The following is a 26,106-nucleotide window of genomic DNA, read 5'->3' as shown; positions in this document are numbered from 1 at the left end:
GCGTGTCTCCTTTCAGATTCGTGCCTATAGGATTGTTCATATTTGCAAAAAATCCACCTCCAAGGCACAACCCCTCAGGGCCGATTCGCGAAACCATGGGCATCCACCCCGAAGTCGAACGCATGCAATGGCTGTTCACCACGACCTCCGTGCCGATGCCGGTCGGCTTGCCTTTGTTCGGCGGGCCCAACTCCGTGGTGCCCCGCGCGCAGTTCGTCGGCGCCGGACGGAACCGCCAGGCGTCGCGGGTCTGGCGGCTGGCGTGAGCCGTCAAACAGGCGCGTGTCCAGTTGGGTCGACACCGATGATTTCGATCGGTGCCTGGTCGACGTACAGGCCGTCCAGCGCGATCGATACATCGGTGTGCTTGCCCGCCAGGGTGACTTGAAAGAAGCGGCCCTGATCATCGGCGGTCAGGGCGTGCAGGTAGGTTTGATCCTTGGCAGCGTCGTAGTCGAGCTTCAGGGTGTCCGCGCTGCCGTCGCCGATCTTGCTGAAGCCCAGGTCCAACGCGAACAGGTGATCGCCAGCGGCATAGTCGGTGATCAGGTCTGAATGGTCTTCTGTGGCCGTGCGATAGCTCTCGCCGATGCTGTAGAACACGAAATCATCGTTGCCCACCCCGCCGGTCAGGGTATCGGCACCCAGTCCACCTGCCATGGCGTCGTTGCCAGCGCCACCGACCAAGGTGTCGTCCCCGGCAAATCCGAGAATCTGGTCGTGGGCCGCGCCGCCCGTCAAGTGATCGGCCTTGTCGGTGCCCAGGATGTCCTGATCGTCGCGGGTCAGGCTGGTGATGACTTTGTCAGCGCTGGTGTTGCCGAAAATCACCGTGTCGCGGTTCAACTCAGCGCGCAGGTCGCCACTGAAGTAGATCTCGAAACGATTGCCATCGGCGTCGGTTTCCAGCGATTGCAGTGCAGTTTTGTCCCCGGCGGCATTGACTGTGACCTTCATGGTGCCGTCCAGGCCATTGCCGAACCCGGTGAACCCCAAGGTGGACAGATCGACCAGGTCGGCATCGGCCTCGGAAAAGTCGGTAATCAAATCGCGGCCGCGTGCGCCCTGTGCGTCATCGTTCTGGACGCTATCAGCGCGGCTGCTGAACACGAAATCATCGGCCCCTGCCCCACCGGTCAAGGTGTCGCCGCCCGACCCGCCGTCTAGGCGCTGCTGACCTGCGGCGCCCGTGAGGGTGTCGCGGCCGGCATAGCCCATCAGCGTTTCGGAGCCGCTCGCAGTGGTCTGCAAATGGTCATTGAAGCCGGTGCCGGCGGTGAGGGTCTGAAAGTTCGCATCGGTCAACGAACTGCTGTAATCGCCCTTGAACACCAACTCGAAACGCTGGCCGTCGGCGTTAGTGTCAAAGCTCTTGAGATAGGTAAGACCTTGGGCCGCGTTGTAGAGCAGCTTCAGGCTGTCGCCATGGCCGTCGCCAAGCCCGCTGAAGCCCAGTGCCGCGACGTCGATCGTGTCCTGCGTCACATCGAAACTTTCAATCAGGTCTGCGTGGGAGTGCGTGGCATCCCGATAGCTGTCAGTCAGCAGTGAATATCGCAGGGTGTTCTGATGGCTGACCGCGTCGATCTGATCCCGGCCTTCGCCGCCGACAAACACCGTGGTACTGGTGTCGATAATGCCGCCCCTGAGGCTGTCATTGCCCTTGCCTGCGTAGATCAGGTCGTTGCGCCCGTAGAAATCGTCGATGTCGTCGTCTTTGTCTGTGCCGTACCAATCTACTCGGGGGTCGGTGCTCATCGTTTTCTTCCTTTGCATGAAGCCCTGACAGTCAGCCAAAGCGGGGCCATCGGGCGGCAACATTGCCTACCTGTGGAATGCGACTCTCGAATCAGGTGAATCACGCAGGCATCTGGCAATTACCGACCGGCGGCCATCGAAAAAATTTGAACCGCTTTTGCGCACATTCACCTAATGATCAGCCTGTGAATAATTTCATGGGCAATATTGCCAATTAAGGCAGAATCCGAGAGGTGGTTGACGTGGCTAAAGACGACAAGAAAAGCAAAAGTGATGCGCCGAAAGCCAGCAAGGAATTGAAAGACAAAAAATCATCACCCGCCAAGAAATCAGCCGCGGCGTCGGCACTGTCGAAATCTTCCGAGAAGAAAGACAAGAAAAAAGAACCCGAGCTGAAGAAATCCGCGAAAAAAGCGGATAGCAAGCCCGAAAAGGACAAGAAGTCCGAAAAGTCAGACAAGAAAGAAAAGACCGCAAAAAAGAAGTGACCGTTGCTGTCTGCTAGGGCGTTACGCCCTAGCTTCCTGAGCACCGCTTTTTTCTAGAATGCCCTCGACTTACCCATCCGCATCAGTACCCAACGCCACGCACGCCACCGGCCGCTCTGATCGACTCGCCTGTTACCCAATGTGAATCCTCGCAAGCCAAAAACACGGCCAAGGGCGCGATGTCTTCTGGTTCGCCAAAGCGGCCCAGCGGCGTGCCTGCAAGAATCTTCTCGCCCAGTTCACCAGCAAAATGGCCTTGCGTTGCCGGGGTGTTGGTGTGGCCGGGGAGGATGGAATTGACCCGAATGCCCCGCGGCCCCAGCTCCCGCGCCAATGCGAAGGTCAAGGTGTCGACGGCGCCCTTGGTCGCCGAATAGACACTCGATGCCAGGTACGGGTCGGTGCTGAGGATGGAGCTGATATTGATGATACTGCCCTTGGGCCCCAGCAGTTTTACAGCCTCTCGGACCGCCAGAAGGTAGCCAAGCACATTGAGGTTGAATTGTGTGTGGAACGCTTCCTCGGTGAGATCCTCGATCATCTGGAACACCGCAACGCCCGCGTTATTGACCAGCACATCCAGGGTGCCGTGTCTCGTGCGCACCGTATCAAACAAGCGCACCACATCAGCCGCCTGGCTCATGTCTGCCTGTACGGCAAAGGCCGAGCCACCCTGCTCGCTGATGTGCGCGACCACTGCATCGGCATCGGCCTTGCTGGAGGCATAGTTGACTATTACGGTGGCGCCCTGCGCGCCCAGTGCTTTGGCAATCCCGGCGCCTATGCCCTTCGACGCGCCGGTGACAACTGCGATCTTTCCTGCGAGTTTCATAAAAATGACCTTCTGCAATTCAGCGATAAGAGGTCGCGTTGCTGTCGAGCCTTGAACAACGAAGCAACGAACCGCGTGCCACCAGTATTGCGACATCGGTGCGGCGGACGTTTGCCGGTTAATCGCACATCCTTGCCTATTCCTCTCACCTGGCTTGCCATGCCCAGGAATATGGCCCACGGTGGGCAGCATGGAAAACGCCATGGCAGAACTGCGCCGCATCGTGATGCGCGCACAAGACAAGTGGACGCCAACCGGGTTGCCCCGTGTGGCGATGGTCCGGGCTGAGGCCTGTGCGGATCAGGTGTATCAACCGATGCTGCATCTGGTGCTGCAGGGCACCAAAACCCTGTCGATAGGAGAGGATGTTTCGCGCTACACGGCGGGCAGCTATTTTCTGGTGCCTGTGGATGTGCCGGCGACCGGGCAAATTCACGCCAGCGCCGCAGACCTCCCTTACCTCGCGGTCAGCTTGACCCTTGATCCGGAGGCGATCGCGACGTTGCTGATGGACGAGGGCAAACCGCCGAGGGAGCCACAGAGCACGTGCTTCGAGGCCGTGGCCGCGCCACCTGAAATGATCGATGCGTGGCTACGCATGATGCGGCTCATCGACCGTCCGCACGAGTCAGCGGTGTTGGCGCCCATGATCGAACGCGAGATCCTGTTCCGCGCCTTGCAGGGGCCGCTGGGCGGTATTCTGCGTGATGTCGCCCGCCCGGATGGCCGGATGACCCAGATCCGTCGAGCGACGCAGTGGATTCGCGAGCACTTCACCGAGCCGTTCCGCGTCGAACCTCTGGCAGCCATGTCAGACATGAGCGTTGCGGCTTTCTATCGGCATTTCAAATCCGTGACCGCCATGACGCCGATTCAATACCAGAAGCGTTTGCGTTTGCTGCGGGCGCGCTGGTTGCTGCTGTTCGATACCCTGGACGCGACGTCCATCGCCTACAACGTGGGGTATGAAAGCGCCTCGCAATTCAGCCGTGAGTACGCTCGTCTGTTTGGGCTGCCACCCACTCAGGACGCGGCGAGATTCAAAACGCCCTCCCCCCATGGAGAGTGGCAATCCTGAACAGCCTCGGAACGCGCTCTAACCCGCGCCAGTGCCCCCTCGCGTGCTGCGCTCCACCACGCACATCGGCGTCCCCGCCACCGGCTCGCGCAGGATCTGCACCTGCACATCGAACACCTGGCGGACCCGCTCGGCAGTGATCACCGCCTCCGGCGCGCCATCGGCCACCAGCTTGCCGCTGTGCATGATCGCCAGGTGATCGGCGTAACGGCAGGCCTGGTTGATGTCGTGCAGCACGGTGATGACCGTCTTGCCCTGCGCCGCCAATTCACGCATCAAATCCAGCAGCTCGACCTGATGGCTGATGTCCAGATAGGTGGTGGGCTCGTCCAGCAGCACCACGTCGGCATCCTGGGCCAGCACCATCGCCAGCCACACGCGCTGGCGCTGGCCGCCCGACAGATCGGCCAAGGCTCGATCCGCCAGACCGTCCAGTTCCATACGCTGCATCGCCGCGGCGACCTGCGATTGATCAGCACCGCTCAGCCGCCCCCATAACGAGTTGTGCGGGCTGCGCCCGTAAGCCACCAGTTGCCGCACGCTGACGCCTTCGGGGATCGGCAGCACCTGCGGCAGGAAGGCGACCTTGCGCGCCAGATCCCGCGCTGACAGCCCGGCATAGTCCTGGCCGTCGAGGGTCAACTGGCCCTTGGCCGGTTTGAGAATGCGCGCGAAGGTCTTGAGCAACGTCGACTTGCCACAGCCGTTGGGCCCGATCAGTGCGGTCACTTGCCCGGCCGGCGGCGCAAACGAAAGCCCTTGGATGATGGGCGTGGCGCCGTAGCCGATATCAAGCAGTCGTGCCTGGATAATGCTCATGTGATCAACCCTTGAACCTGGCCAGCAACCAGAGAAAATACGGCGCACCAATCACCGCGGTGAGGATGCCAGCGGGAATTTCGCTGGGTGCAATCAGGGTGCGGCCCAGGGTGTCGGCCAGCACCAGCAGCAAGGCGCCGATCAACATCGCGCCCGGCAGCAGAAACTGATGGTGCCCGCCCACCAACCGACGCGCCATGTGCGGCGCGACCAGGCCGATAAAACCGATGGGGCCGATGATGCCAACGCCCAGGCTGGTCAACAGCACCGCGCACACCATCGCTGCCAGGCGCGTAGGGCCCAGCGTGGTACCCAGACTGTGCGCCGACTCATCGCCGAGGGCGATCAGGTTCAGCGGTTTGGCCAGGCACAGGCCGGCCGGTATCAACAGCAGAAACGGCAATGCCAGGGCCACGTGATGCCAGCTGCGGCTCCACAGGCTGCCGGTCAGGGCTAGCAACGCGGTGTTGATGTCCAGCGGATGCGAGAGAATCAAAAACTCGGTCACGCTGGACAGGGTGACGGCGATCGCCACACCGGAGAGCGCAAACCGCGCGCCAGAAAAACTCAGCCCGGTGTTGTAAAGGGCGAGCAGCAGCGCACCCGCGGCGCCGCCCAGGCAGGCGATCCATGGCACGCCGGCCAGCGGCAGTTGCGGCCAGGTGATGATCGCCACGGTCAGCGCCAGCCCCGCGCCTTGCGTCACACCGAGGATTTCCGGCGAGGCCAGCGGGTTGCGGATCACGCCCTGCACGATAGCCCCCGCCAGGCCGAATGCACTGCCTACCAACAGGGCGATCAGGCTGCGCGGTAGTCGGTGGTTCCAGACCTCGAAATCCAGCGCGTCGTGGGCCAGCAGCCGCTGCAGCACTGTACCGGGAGCCAACCAGGACGTTCCGGCACTGAGGCTCAGCCACGTCGCCAGCAGTACCAGCGCCAGTAACAGCACTAATCGAATACGGGGCTGGGTCATAGCGCGCGCCTGGCCAGAAACAGGAAAAACGGCGCACCGATCAAGGCCGTCACCACGCCAGCCGGCGTTTCCACCGGAAAGGCCACGGCACGGCTGATCAGGTCGGCAGCCAGCACGATGACCGCACCGAGGATCGCGCTCAAGGGGACCAACCAGCGATAGTCGTTGCCCAGCCCTTGGCGCGCAATATTCGGTGCGATCAAGCCGACGAAACCAATGGGGCCGACCGCGCAGACACTGGCGCCGATCAGCAACAGGCTGACCACGAACACCTGCAGGCGCAGACGGGTGATGCCCACCCCCAGCGAGCGCGCGGCGTCTTCACCCAGGTTGATGAGGTTGAGTTTTGGCGAGCAGTAAAATGCCCATGCAGCGCCGATCAAGGTGCACGGCCAGAGCAGCTGCAACTGCGCCTGGCCGACGTTGGCCAACGATCCGGCTAGCCAATTGAGCACGCTCTGCGCCTGGGCTTCTACCAGAATGACCGTCAGGCGCGTCAACGCGGCGCACAAGGCCGCCACTGCGACACCCGCGAGCACCAGCCGCCCTTGAGCGTTGGCCGACGACCAGGCACCGCCCAGGCTGAACACCGTCACCCAGGCCAGTGCACCGCCAAGGCAGGTCATGAGCAACGCGCCACCGGCAAACGGCAGTGCCACCAGTCCGGTGGAAAACAATGCCAGCCCCAACGCAGCGCCAGCGGTGACGCCAAACAGTGACGGCGACGCCAGGCGGTTGCGGGTAATGCCCTGCATCAACGCCCCGGCCAGCCCCAGGCAGCCCCCCACCAGCGCCGCGCACAGGGCACGGGGCACGCGCAGTTGCGCGACGATGTAGGCCATGTTGCCGCCCACTTTGCCCTGGTGCACCAGGCCATTCCAGGCGTCTGCGTGACTGATGGGGAACGGCGACCAACTGGAGAGCGACAGCCAGAACAACGCCGCGCCGATCAGCACGGCCAGCGCGGTCCAATACACTCGTCGCATGCTTACTGGCTCTGCACGGCTTTGCCGCCCTTGAGGATCGCCAGGGTGTCTTCCGCGATCTGCTCGGAGGCCATGACGCCACGGTTGCGCGCCCAGGTGTCGCCATCCACTTCAGCGACCTGCTGGTGCTGCACCGCGCTCAAGACCTGCCACAGGGGCTGCTTGCTCCAGCCATCGACGATGCTCGGATGCCGGTAATGCCCCACCAATAGCCAGGCCGGGTTGAGGGCCAGGAGCTGCTCGAGGCTGACGAACTCGGTAGGTGCCGCATTGGCGCGTACTTCTGGGACCTTCAGGCCGATTGCCTGCAGCACACTGCCGGCGTAGGAATGCGGCCCGTGCACCGAGAAGCTGTCTTCCCGTGCAACGCCGAACAGCACCACGGCGCCGCCGGGAATCTGCTGGGCGATTTCCTTGAGATGCGCGCGGTTCTGGGCGATTCGCGCCGCCATCTGCTCTGGCTTGCCCAGCGCTTTACCGATCAACTCGGCAGAGGCAAGACTGCCTGCATAATCCTCGCCCCGAGACGGCAGCAACAGGGTCGGCGCAATGCTCGACAAGTCCTTGTACAGGGCTTGATGGCGGTTCAGGTCGGCGATGATCAGGTCAGGCTTGAGCCGCGCGATCTCTTCAATGCTGGGTTGCGAGCGCAGCCCCACCGAACGCCACTGCCCGATGGCCTCGCGTACCCGCGGCAGCACGCGCTTGGCATCGCCATCGTCGGCCGCCCCCACTGGCGTGACGCCTACTGCGGCCAGGCTGTCGAGAAATGAAAACTCCAGCACCACCACACGCTGTGGCGCCGCCGGCAAATGGACGCTGTGCTGACCGTCATTGATGTCGATGGGTGCAGCGCGCAGAACGGTAGAACACGCGATGAGCAGACAAGCCATCAGGCCCTGAGTGAGACGGGAAATACACATGACATGACCCCAGCGTTGGAAGGCCCGAACTAGCCGGGCGCGCAAAAACGGCGGGTACTATTTCATAGTGTGACTGGATGATCAAAAATCATTCTCGATAAGATCCGGTCGGCATGCGCTATGGCCACCTCGTCTCGAGCCCAATGCAGGTGGAGACAGAGGAAATAGCCCGAGACGAACGGCTCAACCGCTCAGGTTTACGCCGATCGTTCGGAACTCAGTAATCGCCACGCTCGATCCACAGCGTAACGCCCGCTTTACTCCGGGCACTGTAGCGACCGGCATCGCGGCGGCTGAACAGCATCGGCATCGCCAGGCCTGCGCCGGCTATCACGATGCCGTCAGGCTGCACCAGCCAGGAGTTAGCGACAAAGCCCAGGATCGATGTCAGGCAGTGCTGCGGGTCGAGCACTGCACGATCTTTTTCCTGCAGCTCAAACGAACAATTCGCCCCTGCTTGAGATTTGGCCTGCCAGCGCCCGGCCACCTCCGAGGCTCTGGGTAGCACCTGCGAATCCGCCATCGCCACGCCGCTGACCCCAAAAGCCAACAGCATCGCGGCCACAGGCCTAGACAAGAAAATCCCCCTGGTGCGCCTGACCGATGATGCGGATTTCGAAATCGGCAGTGCGATCGCCGTTCAAATCCACCGTCAGGTTGGTGCCATAGCTGGCTTCGCGCAGGCGCATGGCGCCGTCGTCACCGTTGAATGCCCGCACGAAGTGCAAGTGATCATCGGCGCCCAGTGGCAAACCGGACAGGTCGATGCGATCCTGGCCACTGACGAAATCCATCAGGCGATCCGCTGCGCCGACCGTGGAATCACCGGCAGCGAAATACACGAAAGTATCCGCACCCGCCCCGCCCCACAGTTTATCGGCACCGCCGCCGCCGGTGATCAGGTCGTCGCCGGCATTGCCGCGCAGATCATTGATCAGCGCGTTGCCGACGATCAGGTCGGAGCCTGCGCCGCCGATGGCTTTTTCGATATCCACGCCCTGGGCGATGGAAACGTTGCCCACCAGGCCACAGACATCGGAGAAGCTGCCCTGGTTGAGGTTGATGTGTTGCTCGGCGCTGTAGCCCGAGAAGTCCAGGGTATCGTTCCCGCCGGCGTCCCAGATGCTGAAGATCAACGATGTGTGCGCGTCCGTTGCAGTCATTTCTTCGCGGTGGCTGTTGGAATTGAAGCCATAGATGGTGCCGCCGCTACGGGTCGATTCGTTGGCGCCGTAGAGCAGCTGGATGGCGGCGATGTCGTCCATCAAGGGCGCGGAGGCGTAGTTGCCGCCGTCGTATTGATCGGTGTTGAGTTCGCTCCAGTAGCTCATCACGCTGTAGCCGCGTGAGTCCTCGGCGTACACGGCGTTGTCCTGATAACTGGGCACGCCGTTCCAGGCGCTATAGTCGCTGGGGTGCGCCAGGCCCAGGTTGTGGCCGATCTCGTGGACCAGCGTCTGGCGGCCGTAGCTGTTGAGGGACGGGTCGGCGTTTTCGCGATAGGCGTCGCTCACCCAATACCAGGACTGCCCGCCATAGGGGTAATAGGCAAACGCTGCCTCGCCGTGGGAGACCGAATAACTGGCCATCGACAGGTGCCCTTCGGCGGCCTTGCTGGACTCGGTGAAGGTCAGGTTGGCGACGTCGGACCAGGACTGCAACGCCAGACGCGTCTGGGCTTGCTGCTGCGTGTTGAAGGCAATGAAGTCGCCCCATCTGGGGTCGAAGTTCGCAGGCGCGGCCTGGAGGAAGCTGTAGGTCAGCGAGACCTTGCCGTCATGGTTGGTGTCGAGGAAGGCCAGATCGTAGCGATCGATCTGGGCGGCCGCCTCATCGACGGTGTAGGACGGATGGCCGTCGACAGCACCCTCGCCGCGATCGTATAGATGGCGGAAGGCGTCAAGGCGGGTATAGGCGTCGCTGGGTGCGGACAGATCTGTGGCGGTGGCGAGCAGGCTGGACATCTATGAATCCCTCGTGGATACAAATACAGCCTCGACAGGTTCCTGACCGGGGATACATGGCGTGTCGAGGCAAACTCAGCTGTGCCTAGTCTAGAGGGCCGCGCGGGCAACGCGTGATGGCAACCGATGAGTGGGTACTGGCTACCCTCCCAGCGCCCTCAATAGCGGGCAACACATCGCACCCGCCGCTCGTCCACACGTTGCGCAAACCAGGCGGTGGTCAGGTGCCGGGTGATCTTAGGGCTCTCCAACGTGATGCCCGGTAATATCGCCCGCGGCAGCTGCTGGCCGGCCACCTGATCCGCCAGCTCGAACACGCGGCGATAGAGGTCGGTGTCTTCGAAGTCCAGTTGCTCGCCCTTCTTCAACGCCAGATAGATCTGGTTGTTGCTCATGTTCAGCCGCGAGCCCAGCGAGCGCACTGCCAGTTCGGTCTGGCCAGGAGTGGTGGAGTCGTAGTTGACGAGATCGCCATCCAGCGCCAGCCGAGCCTTCACCAGCCGGTTGAGGGCGGCCTGGAAAGCGGCATTGCGACTCGCGTAGTGACCGGCATTGAAATCGGCGAAACGGTACAAGGATTGCGGGTAATGGGTCGGGTAGCCGAGCAGGTGCATGCTGCCGTAATAGACCCCGCCGCGGCGGCTGAACACTTCCTGGCGAATCGTGCCGTCATGGGGGTACGGGTAGCCACTGGCATTCTGCTCAGCAAAGGCGACTGCTACCTGCATCGGGCCGCCGGTGTGCACTGGATTGAAGTTGCCGAACAGCTGCTGGCCCAGCGGCGCCATGCCGATGAAGTCATCGAAGACATCGCTCAACTCGCGCTCGGAGCGCACGCTGTCGATGCGTTGCGCATAGGTCTTGCCGGTGCGTGACTTGAGACCCAGGGCGGCATCGACCACGAAGCCTGGCACGTGCAGGCGCCCGGCGCGGCGGTCGATTTCCTCGCGGGCGATACGGCCCAGGCCCGGCACTTGCGGGTCGGCCTGGAAGTTGGATTCCTGTTCGATGATCGCAATGACCGAGCAGAGGTTTTCGGTGGTAGGCGCCAGCGCCTGGGTTTCGAATGCTGTCTGGATGTCTGCGGCCCAGCCTTGACGGTTGGTGGCCGAGGGCGGCAGCAGCTTCGCAACGTTGGCGCGCACCTGCTCCGGGGTGGGGCCGGATGGCTGCGGTTGGTAACTACAGGCGGCGAGTGTCAGAAGGGCCATCCATAGCGCGATGCGTTTCAGCTCGGTCAATCGGGTGCCTCGGTGAGTGGGTGCGCTTACGGGACGAGGCAAGATCGCTCAGGGATCAGAGCGTGACTGGGGCTTGGCAGTTCCGTTGGCGCGGCGTTGTATTCAGCGTCGGACCAGCCAATCAGATCTGCGCGATACCCCCGTCAACAGCAACCTCGCTGGCAGTCATGAAACTGCTGTCCGACGACGCCAGAAACGCCGCCACCGCGCCGATTTCATCAGGCTCGGCCATGCGCTGCAGCGGGTTCATTGCGGCGAAAACCTTCATGCCCTCCTCCCCTAGCGCTGCCTTTGCAAGGTCGGTCGCCGTCGGGCCTGGGGACAGCACATTGACCCGGATGCCGGTGCCCTTGAGGTCCTCCGCCCAGGAGCGCACCAAATTGCGCACAGCGGCCTTGCTCGCACTGTAGGTGCTGAAGGCAGGAGCGCCCGTGGTGCCGGCGCTCGAGCCGGTGAGGATGATCGAACCGCCCGCGCCCATCAGCGGCAGCGCTTTCTGAACCGTGAAAATGGTGCCCTTGACATTGGTGTCGAAGGTTTCGTCGATGTGCTCGGCGGTGATCTGGCCTAGCGCCAGCGGACCGCCCGCGCCAGCATTGGCGAAGACGATATCGAGGGTGCCGCGCTCGGTCTTCACTGCCGCAAAGAGTCGGTCGAGGTCGGCCTGATCCGAGACCGAGCCATTCACCGCGCGGGCATTGGCCCCGAGTTCGGCCAGCGCGGCGTCGAGCGCTGCCTGGCGGCGGCCGAAGATGAACACGAACGCGCCTTCCTCGATGAAGCGCTTGGCGGCGGCGAGGCCGATGCCGGTTGCGCCGCCGGTGATCACTGCAGTCTTGCCATTGAGTCTGGTCATGAAGTGCATCCTTCGTTGGGGTCTGTGCAAACAGGGAATTGCTTGCTTGAGGCCCAGCATGCGCTTCTGATAACCTATCGACCAGTATGCACCTTTTGGTAAGTATGAATAAAATGACCGAACCAACTCAAACCTGCGGTACCGGCGGCTTCTCTTGCGGCCTCGACGCCACGCTGCGCATCATCTCGGGCAAGTGGAAACCGCTGGTCCTGTTTTTCCTGCACGACGGCCCGCGCCGCTATGGCGAGCTCAAGCGTTTGATCCCTGGCGTCAGCGACAAGGTGCTGATCCAGGCGTTAAAGGATCTGGAGGCCGATCGCGTGCTGGCGCGCACCGATTACAAAGAGGTGCCGCCGCGCGTCGATTACACCCTGACCCCGCTCGGCCGCAGCCTGGCCGTGGCGATCGTGCCGTTGTGCACCTGGGGAACCGAGCACATGGCCGAAATGACCCGTATCTTTGCCGAGCGCAAGACGTTGTCTTAGTCTGTCGCGACGATCCGCCGTCGGCGCGCCGCGGGCGCTCTGCTCAGGGTGTCTTATCGATTGCACTGATGATTACTATCGAAACGCCCGCCTCTCTGGTTGCCAAAGCTGACTCCTATAATCATCTGCGATTTATCCCCGCTTTCCTCACCTGCCTCAGGCGACAGTCCCCCTTGGAATCCAACACCATGCCAAGCGCAAGCCAGGCCCCCAGCGGCCTTCCCGAACATAATCAACAGAGCGTCAAACAGCAGTGGCTGGCGATTCTCTCGGTCGCCGTAGGTGCCTTCGCCCTGGTGACCAGTGAATTTCTGCCGGTGGGCGTGCTCAACGATGTGGCCAGTGACCTGGGCATCAGTGCAGGCCACGCCGGCTTGATGGTGACCCTGCCAGGCATCATGGCCGCCCTCGCCGCGCCGTTGCTGTCGGTGGGCATCGGCGCCATGGACCGTCGCTATCTGCTGATCGGCCTGACGCTGATCATGATCATCGCCAACACGGTCGTGGCCTACGCCAGCGACTTCAACCTGCTGCTGTTCGGCCGCGTGCTACTGGGCATCAGCATCGGCGGTTTCTGGGCGACGGCCATTGCGCTGAGCAGCCGCCTGGCCCCGAAGGGCGTGGGTGTGGCTCAGGCGACCTCGATCATCATGGTCGGCGTGACCCTGGCCACCGTGCTGGGCGTGCCCGTCGGCACCTGGCTGAGCGGCCTGATGGGCTGGCGCATGACGTTTCTGGTGACCGCACTGGTGGGCATACCGGTACTGGTGGCGCAGATCTTCCTGCTGCCGCGGCTCAACCCCGACAAAGCCATTCGCATCAGCGACCTGCCGGCCTTGTTCATCAATCCGCAAGCGCGGGTGGGCTTGATCGCGGTATTGCTGATCGGCCTGGCGCACTTTGCGGCATACACCTATGTGGCGCCGTTCTTCAAACACAGTGCCGGCTTCGATGGGCCGACGATCAGCTCGCTGCTGCTGCTCTATGGCGTGGCCGGGGTCGCAGGCAATATTTTCGCCGGATTCGCCGCCAATCGCAGCGTGCGTCACACCCTGTTGCTGGTGGCGGCGATGATCGGCGCCAGCACCCTGCTGTTCCCCTACTTCGCCACTGGCATGACCGGCGCGGCGATGCTGATCGCGCTGTGGGGCTTCGCCTTCGGCGCCTTCCCGGCATGCTCCAGTATCTGGATGTTCGTTGTGGCGCCCAAGGATGTCGAACGCGGTATGCCGATGTTCGTCGGCTTGTTTCAGGTGATCATTGCGCTGGGCTCGTTCTTTGGCGGGCAGATCGTCGACCGCCTGGGCACCTCGGTATTGATGAGCCTGGCCACGGCCCTGGTGGGCTGCGGGTTTGTCACGGTGCTGGTGCTGGGGCGCAATGTCAGCAATCGCCTGGTGGCTCAAGCTGGCTAAGCAGCACGATCTGAAAAATTGACCTCAGGCCTGCAACAGGCCGAATGGCGGCGGTCTGACTTCAGGCCGCCTCACCCGCCTAGCCAACTCCCCGCGCACAGATCGATTCACACCTATTGAGGGCGCCCCTCCGTCGGTCTGGCAAATGCACGCTCGGAAAATAAAGATTGAATCCTCACACAAAATGTTATTTAAATAACATAAATAAACGCCGCCGATGCTTCCGTCGGCGCGGGTGAGGTCAAAATAAAAATGAGCAAGATTGCAGTCATCGGCAGCAACATGGTCGACCTGATCACTTACATCGAACGCATGCCTGCCCAGGGCGAAACCCTCGAAGCGCCGCGTTTCGCCATGGGCTGCGGCGGCAAGGGCGCCAACCAGGCGGCCGCAGCGGCGTTGCTGGGCGCCGACGTGCTGATGCTCAGCAAGGTCGGCGACGATGCCTTTGCCGACGCCACGCTGGCCAACTTCCAGCGGTTGGGCATCGACACGCGTTTCGTCGACCGGGTGCCAGGCGTGTCCAGCGGCGTGGCGCCGATCTTCGTTCAGGCGAACTCCCATAACAGCATCCTCATCGTCAAAGGCGCCAATGCGCACCTGTGCCCGGCCGACATCGACCGCGCCCAGGCGCAGCTGCGCGATTGCGCCTTGATCGTGTTGCAACTGGAGATCGAGCTGGCGACCGTCTACCACGCCATCGAGTTCGCTCGCCGGCACGGCATCGCGGTGTTGCTCAACCCGGCACCGGCCTTGGCCGGCCTGAGCCGCGAGCACCTGGCGCAATTGGACTTTCTGATCCCCAACGAGAGCGAGCTGGCCCTCATCAGCGGCCTGCCTGTGACCTCTGCCGAAGAGGCGGCGCAGGCCGCGCGTCAGTTGGTCACGCAGGGCGTGCGCCACGTCATCGTCACGCTCGGCGAGCAAGGTGCGCTGTACGTCGGCAGCGAGGGCGAGTGGCGGGTGCCTGGGGTCAAGGTCCAGGCGCGCGACACCACGGGCGCCGGTGACGCGTTCATTGGCTGCTTCGCTCGGCACTGGAGCCAGGACGGCGATATCCGCCACGCCATGCACCAGGCGGTAGCCTATTCAGCCTGTTCGGTCACCGGCCTGGGCACGCAATCTTCCTACCCCGATGCGCCAACGTTTGCACGATTCCTCGACGCTTCGGCCAGCCGCCACTGACACCTGCTTTTTCGCGGAGAACAATAATGAACAAGCCTGCGCTGCAACACACCCCGGACGGGTTCTACCTGAACCGCACGCCGTGGTTCGCCTTCCTCCTGCTCTGCAGCATATTCGCCCTGTGGGCGGCGGCGGCGAGCATGAACGATGTGCTGATCGCCCACTTCAAGAAGGCCTTCCTGCTCAGCGACTTCCAGACCGCCTTCGTGCAGTCGGCGTTCTATCTGGGCTATTTTTTCGTCGCCATTCCGGCAGCACTGGTGGTGCGGCGCTTCAGCTACAAGACCACCATCCTCATCGGCCTGATGCTTTACCTGTTCGGCTGCGCGTTGTTTTTCCCGGCGGCATCCACTGCCAAATACGGCATGTTCTTGATGGCGCTGTTCGTCATCGCTGCCGGGCTGTCGTTTCTCGAGACGGCGTGTAACACCTATTCGACCCTGATGGGGCCGCGGGAGACCGGCACGCGACGCTTGAATATCTCGCAGACCTTCCACCCGTTCGGCGCGATGACCGGGGTGTACGTCGGCAGCTTCGTGATGTTCAAGGACACCGACGCCACCCGCGAGCAGTTGACCCACATGAGCGCCAGCGATGCGGCGGTGCAGCAATTGCAGATGATCCAATCGACGCTGCTGCCGTACAAATGGATGATCGCGGTGCTCATCCTGATGTTCATTCTGATCGCCCTCACCCGCTTCCCCGCTTGCAAGGGCAACCGCACCGTGAGTGAACCGCGGGCCAGCATCGGCCAGAGCCTCGGCCGCCTGCGACGCAATCCGCGCTTCTGCTTCGGCGTGCTGGCGCAATTCCTGTACGTGGGCGCGCAGGTCGGGGTGTGGAGCTTCACTATTCGCCTGGCCATGCAAATGGGCGGCATGAACGAGCGCAGCGCATCGTGGTTCCTGCTGACCACCTTCGCCGCCTACTTTATCGGCAAGATGATCGCCAACCTGCTGATGCGCAAGATGCATCCCGCCAAAGTGCTCGCCCTGTATGGCGTGCTGTGCATCGTGCTGCTGGCCTACACCATCCTGGTGCCGAACATCACGGCGGTGTACGCGGCCGTGGGGGTCAGTGTGTTCCTGGGGCCGTGCTGGCCGACCATCTATGGCCTGACCATCGACGGCCTCGGCGAAGACACTGGCGTCGGTGGCTCATTGCTGGTGATGAGCATCGTCGGCGGCGGCGTGATGCCGATCTTCCAGGGCCTGCTCAGCGATGCCAACGGCGGCAACATGCAGATCGCCTACAGCGTGCCGTTGCTGTGCTTCGTGGCCATCGTGCTGTACGCCGTGCGCTGCATGCGTCAGCCGCAACCGGTCCTGGCGAGCTCAGCCGCGGCGGTCGCGCAATGAGTGCCAAACCGGTGCGCCTGCCTTTGTACCCGCAGCTCTGGGACCATTCCAGCCGACCGCTGCTCGAGTCAGCGCAGTTCAACGTGCGCGCCTGGACCTACGCCAGCGGGGTCAAGGCGCTGTCGCTGGAAAACAGCCGCGGCAAGCTGGTGATTCTGCCCTGGCAAGGTCAGATGATCTGGTCGGCCGAGTTCGATGGCGTCGATCTGACCATGCACAACATGTTCACCCAGCCCCGGCCCAGTGCCAGCGTGATCGGCACCTACGGTTGTTTCATGTTCCACAGCGGCCTGCTGCGCAACGGTTGCCCGGCGCCCGAGGATGATCACGCGCTGCACGGCGAAATGCCCTGCGCGCCGATGGACGATGCCTGGCTTGAAGTGGGCGAGGACGAGCGCGGCGCTTATCTGCGCCTGGGCGGCAACTACGAATACGTGCAAGGCTTCGGCGACCACTACCGGGCCAGCCCGAGTGTGACTCTGCGCCCGGCCAGCGGCCTGTTCGAGATCGCCATGGCCGTGGTCAACCTGGCCGGCAAGGCCATGGACCTGATGTACATGGCGCACATGAACTATGCCTACGTCGACGGCGGCCGCCTGACCCAGCCGCTGGGTTGCGAGCGCACGCGGGTAAGGGCCAGTGTGCCGGCGCACGTCCGACCCACGCCGGCCTGGAGCACCTACATCGCCGAACTCAGCCAGGACCCGGCCAGCCTCAAGGTGCTCGACTCGCCTGCGCTGTATGACCCGGAGATCGTCTGCTTTTTTGATGACGTGCGCAGCGACGCCCAGGGCCAGGCGCACTTCTTCCTCGAACACCCCGGCGGTGCGGCGTTCTACACCCGCTACCGCCCGGAGCAATTCGATCACGCTGCGCGCTGGATCCTGCACAACCCTGACCAGCAAGTAGCGGCCTTTGTTTTGCCGGCCACCTGCGAACCGGAGGGCTACCGCGCCGAACTCGCCAAGGGCAACGTGCGCAGCCTCGCGCCCGGTGCCAGCGCCCACTTCAACTTGACCACCGGCTACCTCAGCGCGCCTGAACGCAAGGCGCTGCAGCCATGATGCCGTTACAACACCAACTGCGCTCCGCTGGCCTCGATGGCCTCGCGGTAGCTGCGTGGGATCTTCTTGTCGCTGACCACGCAGTGGAAGTCGCTCAAGGCGCCGAAGTGCGCCGTACGCACGGCGTCGAACTTGGAGTGGTCAGCCAGCAGCAAGCACTGCCGGGCCTGGCGCATGACTTTCTGCTTGACCTCCACTTCGTGGAAATTGAAGCAGGTGACACCGCAGTCAAGGCTGACCCCGGCCGCCGAGACAAACGCCCAGGTCAGGCGCACGCCATCGAGGATGCTGGCTTCGGCATGGCTCTCGAAGACCTGGTTCTTGCGGTGGAAGGTGCCGCCACAGAGGACGATGCTGCAGTGGGGTTTTTGCTGCAGCTTGAGCAGCACGTTGAGCGAGTTGCACACCGCGGTGAACTCCAGATCGTCGGGGATGAAGTCGACCACGAAGGGGATCGTCGTGCCACAGTCGAAGAACACCGTGTCGCCCGGCTGGATAAAGGCGGCGGCCAGCTTGCCGATGCGGCGCTTTTCCTCGACGTGCCGCGTGTCCTGCTCGCTGACCCGGTAATCCGCCGGTTCCGGGTCGTCGTGGGCGCGGGTGATGTAGCCGCCCAGCAACCGAAATTGCTCGGGGTGTCGACTCAGGTCGCGGCGCAAGGTCATTTCGGACACTTCAAGCAGCGCTGCCATCTCGCGCAGATGGATAGCTTTCTGATCTTGCAGGGCCTGTTGGATCTGTTTGATTCGGTCGGTTTTCTTGACGTCCACGGGCATTCCGGCAATCCGTTGGTGGTGTCGCTACAGTAACACCAAGTGTTAATTTTATAACTTACGGGTATCAACCCGAGATTTTTTACCGATGACAGGAATCGTTCGATGAATTTGCTAGAACCCGCTGCACTGGCCCAAGCCATCGATCACACGTTGCTGGCGGCGGATGCCAGCCGAGAGCAGATTGCCACACTTTGCGCCGAAGCCCGAGAGCATGGTTTCTACTCGGTGTGCGTGAACTCGGGACAGGTGCCTTTTGCCGCACAACGCCTGGCGGGCTCTGGCGTCAAGGTCTGCGCCGTAGTGGGCTTTCCGCTGGGTGCCGGGCTGAGTGCGAGCAAGGCGTCGGAAGCCGCTCTGACGATCGCCGCCGGCGCGCAGGAAATCGACATGGTGCTGAACATCGGCTGGCTCAAAGATGGCCTGTTCGATGAAGTGCGCGACGACATCGCTGCCGTGCTGCAGGCCTGTGGCAAGGTGCCGCTGAAAGTGATTCTGGAAACCTGCCTGCTCGATGAAGCGCAAAAGGTGCGCGCCTGCGAAATCTGCCGCGACCTGGGCGTGGCGTTCGTCAAGACCTCCACCGGTTTTAGCCGCAGCGGCGCGACGCTTGAGGATGTGGCGCTGATGCGCCGCGTGGTGGGGCCGGACATCGGCGTCAAGGCGTCCGGTGGCGTGCGGGATGTGGCTACGGCAAGAGCGATGATCGAAGCCGGTGCGACGCGGCTGGGGACCAGTTCGGGGATTGCAATCGTGACGGGGGCAGGTACAGGGGCGGGCTACTGACTGCGCCTGTCAGATTGATCGCCTGCGCAGCCTTTCGCGGGCCTTCAGGTTTGATTGGCTGTTATCAGTCAGGAGCAGCTCCAGCCGGAACACCTGCAGATAATCAAGCCAACCAAAAATGTCCAACTCTGCGATGAACCACATCACTTTCTGTACGTTGAAAGATGAGCGTGGTCCCCGCATTGAAGCACCCGCCGACACTGCTCCAGCGGGGATTACTCTTTAGTCAGATCAACCAACGGCGTCTGCCGCACCTCCGTTGCCCGCCCACCCTGAATCTCGCTCACCTGCTTCAGGGCCTTGTCCACCGCCACTTTGTCAGCCAACAAGCTGTAAATGATGTGAAACTGCTTGTGCTCCTTAGGGCCAATGGTCGGTACCAGGTTCAGAGGCCGCTGATAACGACGGTTGTAGGAAAAACTCGTGCCCGGCTCCAGCCCCGTGACATAGCCCTGGCCTTGGGTATCGGTGTTTTTCCATAGGGAGAACACGGGCAGTGTCTGAGTATTGAAACCCAGCGATACACCCAGGCTGCCGGCCTTGTTGTGCAACACGGTTAACGTATCGCCCTTGGCGTCGGCATACGGCACCACGTTGTAAACCGTTTCGTCGTAGTCCTTGGTGGGTGCGCGGTAGGTTTGCCAGTCGGGCAGATCGCCCTTGGCCTTGTCGTTGAACGGCGACACCTGTTTCACCGGCGCGGCGAAACGAGCGCCCTGCTCCAGGAACGGGGTGCTGAAGTTGCTGTGATACAGCGCCTGGTATTCCTTCGGATAGTCGCCGTTGTTGGTCAGGGTGTCGTTGAGGGCGAACGCTACGCTGCCGGGTTCGGTGACCAGTTCGGTGGCGACGGAGAAGTCGACCTTCTTGAACGCCTGCTCTTTGAGCTCGCCGCGCAGGGTGATGGCGTAGGGTGGTTTTTCATCGATATGCAGGGTCACTTTGCTCGCAGGAATGTTGGCGGCCCGGCCGTGCAGGGTCAGCAGTTCGCCATTGTCGATGCCCGGGTGGCCGACCCATTCGTAGCCGCAGCGCGCGACCAGCTCATTGAAGCCTTCCAGCCAGCCCAGACCGCCGCGGCCATTGAGTTCGATGAAGGACGGATTGACCACGTCCTTGACCGGCGAATCCCAGCCCATGCGCACATTACCAACCGAGGCCTGCAAGACGTTCATTCCGCGAGTCGGCACAACCGAAAGTTTCATCATGCCGTTATCGATGTCGACGATGCTGACCCCCTCCTGCCGACCGCCGTGCAAGGTGCGCAGGGTGACGCTGAAGGGTTTGGCGGTTTTTGCGCCGAGTTGCTGACTGGTGATCTGCCAGTTCTGGGCGGCTTTGTCAGTGTCGAGCAGAACATAATCCCAGGCCATGGCGTGGGAAGCAGCGGACAGCGCGCTGAGGGCAACAACGAGTTTGAGCGGGGTCATGATTGCAGCCTTTCTTGGAGTTGTGCCCTTTTTATAGACTCGAAGAAACGTTTCAGCAAGCATAACGAGCGGTCCCACCCGCAAATACCCAACGACGATCGTGTCAAGAAACGCCCCGGGCTGTTATGCGCGCAGGGGCGCTGGGCTTAGACGATTTCTCCACTCACGCCTGCTCCCGATCCTCCGCCACCCCCTGGTCCTCACCCAGAAACCCGCCGCTCTGATGCTGCCATAGCCGCGCATAAATGCCGTTCTTTCCGAGCAACTCGGCGTGAGTCCCCTGTTCGACAATCCGCCCGTCATCCATCACTACGAGCCGGTCCATGGCCGCGATCGTGGACAGCCGATGCGCGATGGCGATCACGGTCTTGCCCTGCATCATTTCATCGAGGCTTTCCTGGATAGCCACTTCGACTTCCGAATCCAGTGCGCTGGTGGCCTCGTCGAGGAGCAGGATCGGGGCATTCTTGAGCATCACCCGGGCGATCGCGACGCGTTGACGCTGGCCGCCCGACAGCTTGATGCCGCGCTCGCCCACCAGGGTGTCGTAGCCGGTATGGCCCTGCCGGTCGCTGAGTTGACTGATGAAGCCATCGGCCTGGGCGTTGATTGCAGCGGTGCGGATCTGCGCGTCGGTGGCGTCGGGGCGGCCGTAGGCGATGTTGTCGCGGATCGAGCGGTGCAGCAGGGAGGTGTCCTGAGTGACCATGCCGATGGCGCTGCGCAGGCTGTCCTGGGTCACGTGCGCAATGTCTTGCCCGTCGATGTGAATCTTCCCGCTGTCGACGTCGTAGAAGCGCAGCAGCAGGTTGATCAGCGTGGATTTGCCTGCGCCGGAGCGGCCGACCAGACCGATCTTTTCACCCGGGCGGATGCTCAGGCTCAGGCCATCGAGTACCTGGCGTTCGCCGTTGTAGTTGAAGCCCACGTTGTCGAACGTAACGGCGCCGCCAGCGGTCACCAGCTCGCTCGCGTCTGGCGCGTCCTGCACTTTGGCGCCGCGAGTCAGGGTTTGCATGCCGTCCTGCACGGTACCGACGTTCTCGAACAGCGAGGTCATCTGCCACATGATCCAGTGCGACATGCCATTGATCCGCAGCGCCATCGCGGTGATCGCGGCCACGGCACCCGTGCCGATTTCGCCCAGGTGCCATAGCCACAGGGCATAGCCTCCGGCGGCCATGAGCAACGCGACGACCAACGCCTGATTGACGATCTCGAACTGACTCACCAGGCGCATCTGGCGGAAGCCGGTTTGCTTGAAATCTTCCATCGCCGCGCGCGCAAAATGCGCTTCACGGTTGGAGTGGGAGAACAGCTTTACCGTGGTGATATTGGTGTACGCATCGGAGATGCGCCCGGTCATCGACGACCGCGCGTTCGCTTGTTCCTGCCCGACCTCGCCCAGGCGGGGCACGAAGTAGCGCATGGCGAGCCCGAACAAGACGATCCAGGCAATGAACGGCAGCATCAGCTTGAGCGCGAAGCCGCCGGCCAGGGCGATGATCGCGACGAAATACACGCCGATCCCGGGGATGATTTCGATCAGGGTGAACAGGATGTCGCGCACGGCCAGCGCCGTCTGCATCACCTTGGTGGTGACCCGGCCGGAAAATTCATCGGAAAAGAACGACAGGCTTTGCCGCAGCATCAGCCGGTGGAAGTCCCAGCGCAGCCGCAACGGCAGGTTGATCGCCAATATTTGATGCTGGACCATGGTGCGCAACGTTACCAGCCCGACGCTGGCGACCATGACGATGGCCATGCCCCACAGCACGTGACTCTCCCGCCCTGCCCCATCGCCGCCTGCCTGCCAGGTCGTGAGCAGGTCGACGACCTGCCCCAGGAAGGAAAACAGCCAGGCTTCGTAAATCGACACCGCGGCACTGAGCAGCGCCAGCGCGAGGATATAGCCGCGGGCGCCCCGCGAGCAGGCCCACAGGAAGCGTGCCAAACCGTCGGGTGGCGGGGGTACCTCGTCAGGCGGAAAAGGGTCGAGCCTTCGTTCAAATGCGCGAAGCATAAGGGTCTCCAAAACGATCAAGTCGGGAGATTCTGCCACTTAACAGTGGCTTTGAGGGGATTCACCCACGCGCGCATTGCCAACAGTGGATCAGCCCGAGCCTTTCAGGCGACTACCCGCAAATTACCAAATTTAACCCGCTCGACCTTGGAATCAGGCAACGTGCCCTCATAACTGTGGCTATATTCAACGTCCCTGAAGGGAAGGACAGACCATGACCAGCCAAACCGAAACCGCCATCCTTGCAGGCGGCTGCTTCTGGGGCATGCAGGACCTGATACGGCGCTATCCCGGCGTGCTGACCACGCGGGTCGGCTACACCGGCGGCGACGTGCCGAATGCCACGTATCGCAATCACGGCACCCATGCGGAAGCCATCGAGATCGTCTTCGATCCTGCCGTCATCAGCTACCGGCAGATCCTCGAGTTCTTCTTCCAGATCCACGACCCGAGCACACCCAACCGCCAGGGCAACGACATGGGCCCCAGCTATCGCTCGGCGATCTACTACCTTAGCGAAGCGCAACGAGACATCGCCGAAGACACGGCTGCCGACGTCGACGCCTCGAAACTGTGGCCAGGCCGCGTAGTGACCGAAATCGAACCGGCCGGGCCGTTCTGGGAAGCGGAACCTGAGCACCAGGATTACCTGGAGCGCCTGCCTAACGGCTACACCTGCCACTTCATCCGGCCGAACTGGAAGTTGCCCAAGCGCGCGTAACTCGCGGCACTCTCTGCATCGTTGCGTGACGCGGCTTTCGCCGCGTTGCGCATGGCGGGGTTCTCAAAAAATCCGAGCAACATCACTCGCAACATCCCGTCGATTTTTCCCTGCCGAATTCATCCAATGTCACTACGCTCGAGCCTTCCACCTGCCGCATAATCCGCGCCCCACGCTTGGCCATATGCCTAGTGCCGCCGTGATTTGCACACAGGAATTGGAATGTTCAGAATTGCACCTCGAAGGGCCCTGCCCATCCTCATCGCCCTGCCCTTTTTACTGCTGGCAGGCTGCTCCAGCGTATCGGGCTCCAAATGCTACGCGAAGGCACTCCCCACCAGCGGCGAAGGGAGCCTGGCCTGGGACAACGATTTGACCACCGCGCGTGTGAAATCCGTGGCGGACTGCAGACGCTATGCCGCTCGCTCCGGGGGTTCGCCTGAAACGTGCAAGGTCATTGTGGCGAAGTGTAAATAACCTCCGGCGTGTAAGTACCACCGGACCCGTGGTCATCTGAACCATCGGTGGCCACCGCCACAGTCGCCACTACCAGCAACAGCCTTCTTTATCTGTCCAGCGGACCTCGCAATGCTCACCCCAGAGCCTTTACGGTATGCTGGCGGGGATTTGTAATATCTTGTTACAGACCCCTATAAAGATAAGGAGTACCCCCGGTGGATGTATCCGCTGTCGCCTGGGTGTCCCATGACACCCGCTTGATTGTCTGTTGCCTGGCTGCCATCGCGGCGATCATCGTGCTGATCAGCGCGACCAAGCTGCCGCCCTTCCTGTCCATTCTGATCGGCACCTTCATCGCAGGCGTCGGCGCAGGGCTGCCCCCCGAGGATGTGGCCAAGGCCTTCGGCAAAGGCGCGGGGGCGATCCTGGGGGAGGCCGGGATCATCATCGCCCTGGGCTCGATGCTTGGCGCCTTGATGGCCGAATCTGGCGCCGCCGACCGCATCGCCTCGACATTGCTGGGCCTGGGCAAGGGCAAGTCGCTGCCCTGGGTGATGGCGCTGGTGGCGATGGTCATCGGCCTGCCGCTGTTCTTCGAGGTCGGGCTGGTGATGATGGTGCCGATCATTTTCGTCATGGCGCGGCGCTCCAATCTGCCGCTGCTCAAGATCGCCATACCAGCGCTGGCTGGCATGACCACCCTGCACGCCCTGATGCCCCCGCATCCAGGGCCGCTGATCGCCGTCAGCGCGCTGCACGCCGACCTGGGCCTGACCATGCTGCTGGGCGTGTGCATCGCCGTGCCGGCGGTGATCCTCGCCGGTCCTTTGTACGGTAACTGGCTGTCGAAACGCCTGCACATCGAACCACCGGCCGAAATGGACGCCCTGTTCAATCAACGCGACGAACATGCCCGGCAACCCGGCTTCGGCATCTCGTTGCTGATTATTCTGCTGCCGGTGATATTGATGCTCGGCAGCACCCTGGCGAAGGTCAGCATGGCGCCCGAGAGCGGCGTGGCGCAAACCCTGAAATTTCTTGGCGAACCCTTGATTGCCCTGGGCCTGGCGGTCATCGCCGCTGTGGTGTTTCTGGGCTGGGGCAACGGCATGGCCCGCGATCAGGTCGGCGGCGTGTTGCGCAAGGCCATCGCGCCGGTCGCGGTACTGCTGCTGACCATCGGCGCCGGTGGCGGCCTCAAGCAGACACTGCTCGACGCGGGCGTCAGCCATACCATCAGCAAGGCTGCAGAAGGCGCGCATCTGCCTTACATTCTGCTGGCCTGGCTGATTGCCGTGGCGTTGCGCCAGGCCACCGGTTCAGCCACCGTGGCGACCACGACCACAGCGGGTATTCTGGCGCCAATGATGGCAGGCCTCGCCGCCACGCAGAGCTCGCTGGTGGCACTGGCCATCGGTGCCGGGTCGGTGTTTTTCTGCCACGTCAATGATGCGGGTTTCTGGATGGTGCGCGAATATTTCGGCCTGCAACTCAAGGAAACGATCTGGGTGTGGTCGGTGCTGCAGACCATCGTTTCGGTGGTGGGCCTGGCAGGCACTTTGCTGTTGTGGCACTTTTTGACCTGACCCACTATCGGGTGCACTACGCCTTGCCCCGTCCCCCCAGCTGTATCCACGTCGGCGCATGGTCGCTGGCGTGGTCCTCATTGCGTACCCAGGCATCGACGCCAGCGTTCTTGAGGAACCGCGACGCTGCGGGGTTGAGCAGCAGGTGATCGATGCGCAAGCCGGAATTCTTCTGCCAGTGCTGGCGAAAGTAATCCCAGAAGGTAAACACCTGCTCATCCGGATATAGATGACGCAGGGCATCGGTCCAGCCTTGGGTCAGCAAGCGAGCGAAACACTCGCGGCTCTCGGGCTGCAGCAAGGCATCCTTTTGCCACGAGCGCGGGCTGTAGATATCGAAATCCGTGGGCACCACATTGAAGTCCCCCGCCAGCACTACCGGATGCTCACTGTCGTGCAGCGTGTGCGCGTGCCTGATCAGGGCCTCGAACCAGGCCAGTTTGTAGTCGAACTTGGGGCCGGGCTGCGGATTGCCATTGGGCAGATAGAGGCAAGCGACCACGGTACCCTGCACCGCCGCCTCCAGGTAGCGCGCCTGGGGGTCTGCCTCCATGCCCGGCAGGCCCTTGCGAATGGCCAGCGGCTCGCTGTCGCGGGCCAATATCGCCACACCGTTCCATGACGCCTGGCCCAGGTGCAGGCAACCATATCCGGCGGCCTCCAGCTCGGCAGCCGGGAAGGCACTGTCGGGCGCCTTGAGTTCCTGCAGGCACACCACGTCGGGGCGTTCACGCTCCAGCCACACCAGCAGGTTGGGGAGCCGGGCACGAATGCCGTTGATGTTGAAGGTGGCGATCTTGAGGCGTTTCATCGGGGCGATCCTGCCTGGATTTGCCGGTGCGAACACTCAGCGGGGACAAACCATGGGACTGGGGGATATCGGCAGGGTTTCATTGTTTGCAG

At 62.4% G+C, this 26,106-nt stretch carries 26 protein-coding genes; 12 read left to right on the top strand and 14 right to left on the bottom strand.

Features of this window, described 5'->3' with window-relative positions; translation table 11 throughout:
- Positions 1-2: 2 nt before the first annotated feature.
- A complete protein-coding gene (locus REH34_RS25395; RefSeq protein ID WP_311969590.1) occupies positions 3-266 on the top strand; it encodes a hypothetical protein in 264 nt (87 codons plus the stop codon).
- A gap of 4 nt (positions 267-270) precedes the next feature.
- On the opposite strand, the gene REH34_RS25390 is transcribed toward REH34_RS25395, so the two are convergent.
- Positions 271-1,758 (bottom strand): calcium-binding protein, encoded by a 1,488-nt coding sequence (locus REH34_RS25390; protein ID WP_311969589.1) that lies wholly within the window; start codon positions 1,756-1,758, stop codon positions 271-273.
- A gap of 233 nt (positions 1,759-1,991) precedes the next feature.
- Here REH34_RS25390 and REH34_RS25385 point away from each other — a divergent pair, with 233 nt between their 5' ends.
- Positions 1,992-2,246: a hypothetical protein gene (locus tag REH34_RS25385; RefSeq protein ID WP_226506144.1), complete on the top strand. Its 255-nt coding sequence runs from the start codon at positions 1,992-1,994 to the stop codon at positions 2,244-2,246.
- Between the two features lie 82 nt (positions 2,247-2,328).
- On the opposite strand, the gene REH34_RS25380 is transcribed toward REH34_RS25385, so the two are convergent.
- Complete coding sequence (locus REH34_RS25380; RefSeq protein WP_311972160.1) at positions 2,329-3,078, bottom strand: glucose 1-dehydrogenase; 750 nt, start codon at positions 3,076-3,078, stop codon at positions 2,329-2,331.
- Positions 3,079-3,280: 202 nt separating this feature from the next.
- Here REH34_RS25380 and REH34_RS25375 point away from each other — a divergent pair, with 202 nt between their 5' ends.
- The gene (locus REH34_RS25375) at positions 3,281-4,156 is read left to right on the top strand and encodes an AraC family transcriptional regulator (RefSeq protein WP_311969588.1); all 876 of its coding nucleotides are present in this window, start codon (positions 3,281-3,283) and stop codon (positions 4,154-4,156) included.
- 18 nt (positions 4,157-4,174) lie between these two features.
- Here the strand turns inward: REH34_RS25375 and fecE are convergent, their stop codons facing one another.
- The 8 genes from fecE to REH34_RS25335 all read right to left on the bottom strand — a co-directional run bounded on the left by fecE (position 4,175) and on the right by REH34_RS25335 (position 11,918).
- The gene (fecE, locus tag REH34_RS25370) at positions 4,175-4,975 is read right to left on the bottom strand and encodes a Fe(3+) dicitrate ABC transporter ATP-binding protein FecE (protein ID WP_311969587.1); all 801 of its coding nucleotides are present in this window, start codon (positions 4,973-4,975) and stop codon (positions 4,175-4,177) included.
- A 4-nt stretch (positions 4,976-4,979) separates the two neighbouring features.
- On the bottom strand, positions 4,980-5,948 hold the full coding sequence (locus REH34_RS25365; RefSeq protein WP_311969586.1) for an iron chelate uptake ABC transporter family permease subunit: 969 nt from the start codon (positions 5,946-5,948) through the stop codon (positions 4,980-4,982).
- On the bottom strand, positions 5,945-6,934 hold the full coding sequence (gene fecC / locus REH34_RS25360; protein WP_311969585.1) for an iron-dicitrate ABC transporter permease FecC: 990 nt from the start codon (positions 6,932-6,934) through the stop codon (positions 5,945-5,947). The genes REH34_RS25365 and fecC overlap by 4 nt, the downstream gene beginning before the upstream one ends.
- Before the next feature lie 2 nt (positions 6,935-6,936).
- On the bottom strand, positions 6,937-7,857 hold the full coding sequence (locus REH34_RS25355) for a Fe(3+) dicitrate ABC transporter substrate-binding protein (protein ID WP_311969584.1): 921 nt from the start codon (positions 7,855-7,857) through the stop codon (positions 6,937-6,939).
- A 217-nt stretch (positions 7,858-8,074) separates the two neighbouring features.
- A complete protein-coding gene (locus REH34_RS25350; protein ID WP_311972159.1) occupies positions 8,075-8,413 on the bottom strand; it encodes an AprI/Inh family metalloprotease inhibitor in 339 nt (112 codons plus the stop codon).
- A gap of 13 nt (positions 8,414-8,426) precedes the next feature.
- On the bottom strand, positions 8,427-9,821 hold the full coding sequence (locus REH34_RS25345) for a serralysin family metalloprotease (protein WP_311969583.1): 1,395 nt from the start codon (positions 9,819-9,821) through the stop codon (positions 8,427-8,429).
- Between the two features lie 158 nt (positions 9,822-9,979).
- Complete coding sequence (locus tag REH34_RS25340) at positions 9,980-11,032, bottom strand: DUF1615 domain-containing protein (RefSeq protein ID WP_226506137.1); 1,053 nt, start codon at positions 11,030-11,032, stop codon at positions 9,980-9,982.
- A 151-nt stretch (positions 11,033-11,183) separates the two neighbouring features.
- Positions 11,184-11,918, bottom strand: a complete 735-nt coding sequence (locus REH34_RS25335) for an SDR family NAD(P)-dependent oxidoreductase (RefSeq protein WP_226506136.1) — start codon at positions 11,916-11,918, stop codon at positions 11,184-11,186.
- Between the two features lie 113 nt (positions 11,919-12,031).
- Between REH34_RS25335 and REH34_RS25330 the strand changes: the two genes are divergently transcribed.
- The 5 genes from REH34_RS25330 (at position 12,032) to REH34_RS25310 (ending at position 17,425) form a co-directional block, all read left to right on the top strand.
- Positions 12,032-12,403, top strand: a complete 372-nt coding sequence (locus REH34_RS25330) for a helix-turn-helix domain-containing protein (RefSeq protein WP_226506135.1) — start codon at positions 12,032-12,034, stop codon at positions 12,401-12,403.
- A gap of 188 nt (positions 12,404-12,591) precedes the next feature.
- The gene (locus tag REH34_RS25325) at positions 12,592-13,818 is read left to right on the top strand and encodes an MFS transporter (RefSeq protein ID WP_311969582.1); all 1,227 of its coding nucleotides are present in this window, start codon (positions 12,592-12,594) and stop codon (positions 13,816-13,818) included.
- A 252-nt stretch (positions 13,819-14,070) separates the two neighbouring features.
- Entirely contained in the window at positions 14,071-15,003 is a 933-nt protein-coding gene (gene rbsK / locus REH34_RS25320) for a ribokinase (RefSeq protein WP_311969581.1), read from the top strand.
- Positions 15,004-15,029: 26 nt separating this feature from the next.
- The gene (fucP, locus tag REH34_RS25315) at positions 15,030-16,361 is read left to right on the top strand and encodes an L-fucose:H+ symporter permease (RefSeq protein ID WP_226506132.1); all 1,332 of its coding nucleotides are present in this window, start codon (positions 15,030-15,032) and stop codon (positions 16,359-16,361) included.
- Entirely contained in the window at positions 16,358-17,425 is a 1,068-nt protein-coding gene (locus REH34_RS25310; protein ID WP_311969580.1) for an aldose 1-epimerase family protein, read from the top strand. The genes fucP and REH34_RS25310 overlap by 4 nt, the downstream gene beginning before the upstream one ends.
- Before the next feature lie 5 nt (positions 17,426-17,430).
- Here REH34_RS25310 and deoR read toward each other — a convergent pair whose 3' ends face one another.
- On the bottom strand, positions 17,431-18,201 hold the full coding sequence (deoR, locus tag REH34_RS25305) for a DNA-binding transcriptional repressor DeoR (protein WP_311969579.1): 771 nt from the start codon (positions 18,199-18,201) through the stop codon (positions 17,431-17,433).
- Between the two features lie 102 nt (positions 18,202-18,303).
- On the opposite strand from deoR, the gene deoC reads away from it, so the two are divergent.
- Positions 18,304-18,984 carry a deoxyribose-phosphate aldolase gene (deoC, locus tag REH34_RS25300; protein WP_311969578.1) on the top strand — a complete coding sequence of 227 codons (681 nt, stop codon included), beginning with the start codon at positions 18,304-18,306 and terminating at the stop codon, positions 18,982-18,984.
- Positions 18,985-19,199: 215 nt separating this feature from the next.
- Here deoC and REH34_RS25295 read toward each other — a convergent pair whose 3' ends face one another.
- Both REH34_RS25295 and REH34_RS25290 read right to left on the bottom strand, forming a co-directional pair.
- Positions 19,200-20,414 carry an aldose 1-epimerase family protein gene (locus REH34_RS25295; protein ID WP_311969577.1) on the bottom strand — a complete coding sequence of 405 codons (1,215 nt, stop codon included), beginning with the start codon at positions 20,412-20,414 and terminating at the stop codon, positions 19,200-19,202.
- Positions 20,415-20,577: 163 nt separating this feature from the next.
- The gene (locus REH34_RS25290) at positions 20,578-22,437 is read right to left on the bottom strand and encodes an ABC transporter ATP-binding protein (RefSeq protein WP_311969576.1); all 1,860 of its coding nucleotides are present in this window, start codon (positions 22,435-22,437) and stop codon (positions 20,578-20,580) included.
- A gap of 214 nt (positions 22,438-22,651) precedes the next feature.
- On the opposite strand from REH34_RS25290, the gene msrA reads away from it, so the two are divergent.
- The 3 genes from msrA to REH34_RS25275 all read left to right on the top strand — a co-directional run bounded on the left by msrA (position 22,652) and on the right by REH34_RS25275 (position 25,203).
- On the top strand, positions 22,652-23,158 hold the full coding sequence (gene msrA / locus REH34_RS25285) for a peptide-methionine (S)-S-oxide reductase MsrA (protein ID WP_226506126.1): 507 nt from the start codon (positions 22,652-22,654) through the stop codon (positions 23,156-23,158).
- 222 nt (positions 23,159-23,380) lie between these two features.
- The gene (locus REH34_RS25280) at positions 23,381-23,635 is read left to right on the top strand and encodes a hypothetical protein (RefSeq protein ID WP_226506125.1); all 255 of its coding nucleotides are present in this window, start codon (positions 23,381-23,383) and stop codon (positions 23,633-23,635) included.
- Between the two features lie 197 nt (positions 23,636-23,832).
- Entirely contained in the window at positions 23,833-25,203 is a 1,371-nt protein-coding gene (locus REH34_RS25275) for a gluconate:H+ symporter (protein WP_311969575.1), read from the top strand.
- A 16-nt stretch (positions 25,204-25,219) separates the two neighbouring features.
- Here REH34_RS25275 and REH34_RS25270 read toward each other — a convergent pair whose 3' ends face one another.
- Positions 25,220-26,014: an exodeoxyribonuclease III gene (locus REH34_RS25270; protein WP_311969574.1), complete on the bottom strand. Its 795-nt coding sequence runs from the start codon at positions 26,012-26,014 to the stop codon at positions 25,220-25,222.
- Positions 26,015-26,106 lie beyond the last annotated feature (92 nt).

Origin of the sequence: Pseudomonas baltica, from assembly GCF_031880315.1 — a bacterium.
Lineage (GTDB): Bacteria > Pseudomonadota > Gammaproteobacteria > Pseudomonadales > Pseudomonadaceae > Aquipseudomonas.
Note: the sequence above shows the minus strand (reverse complement) of the source record. Positions and strands in the feature narration are given on the sequence as shown.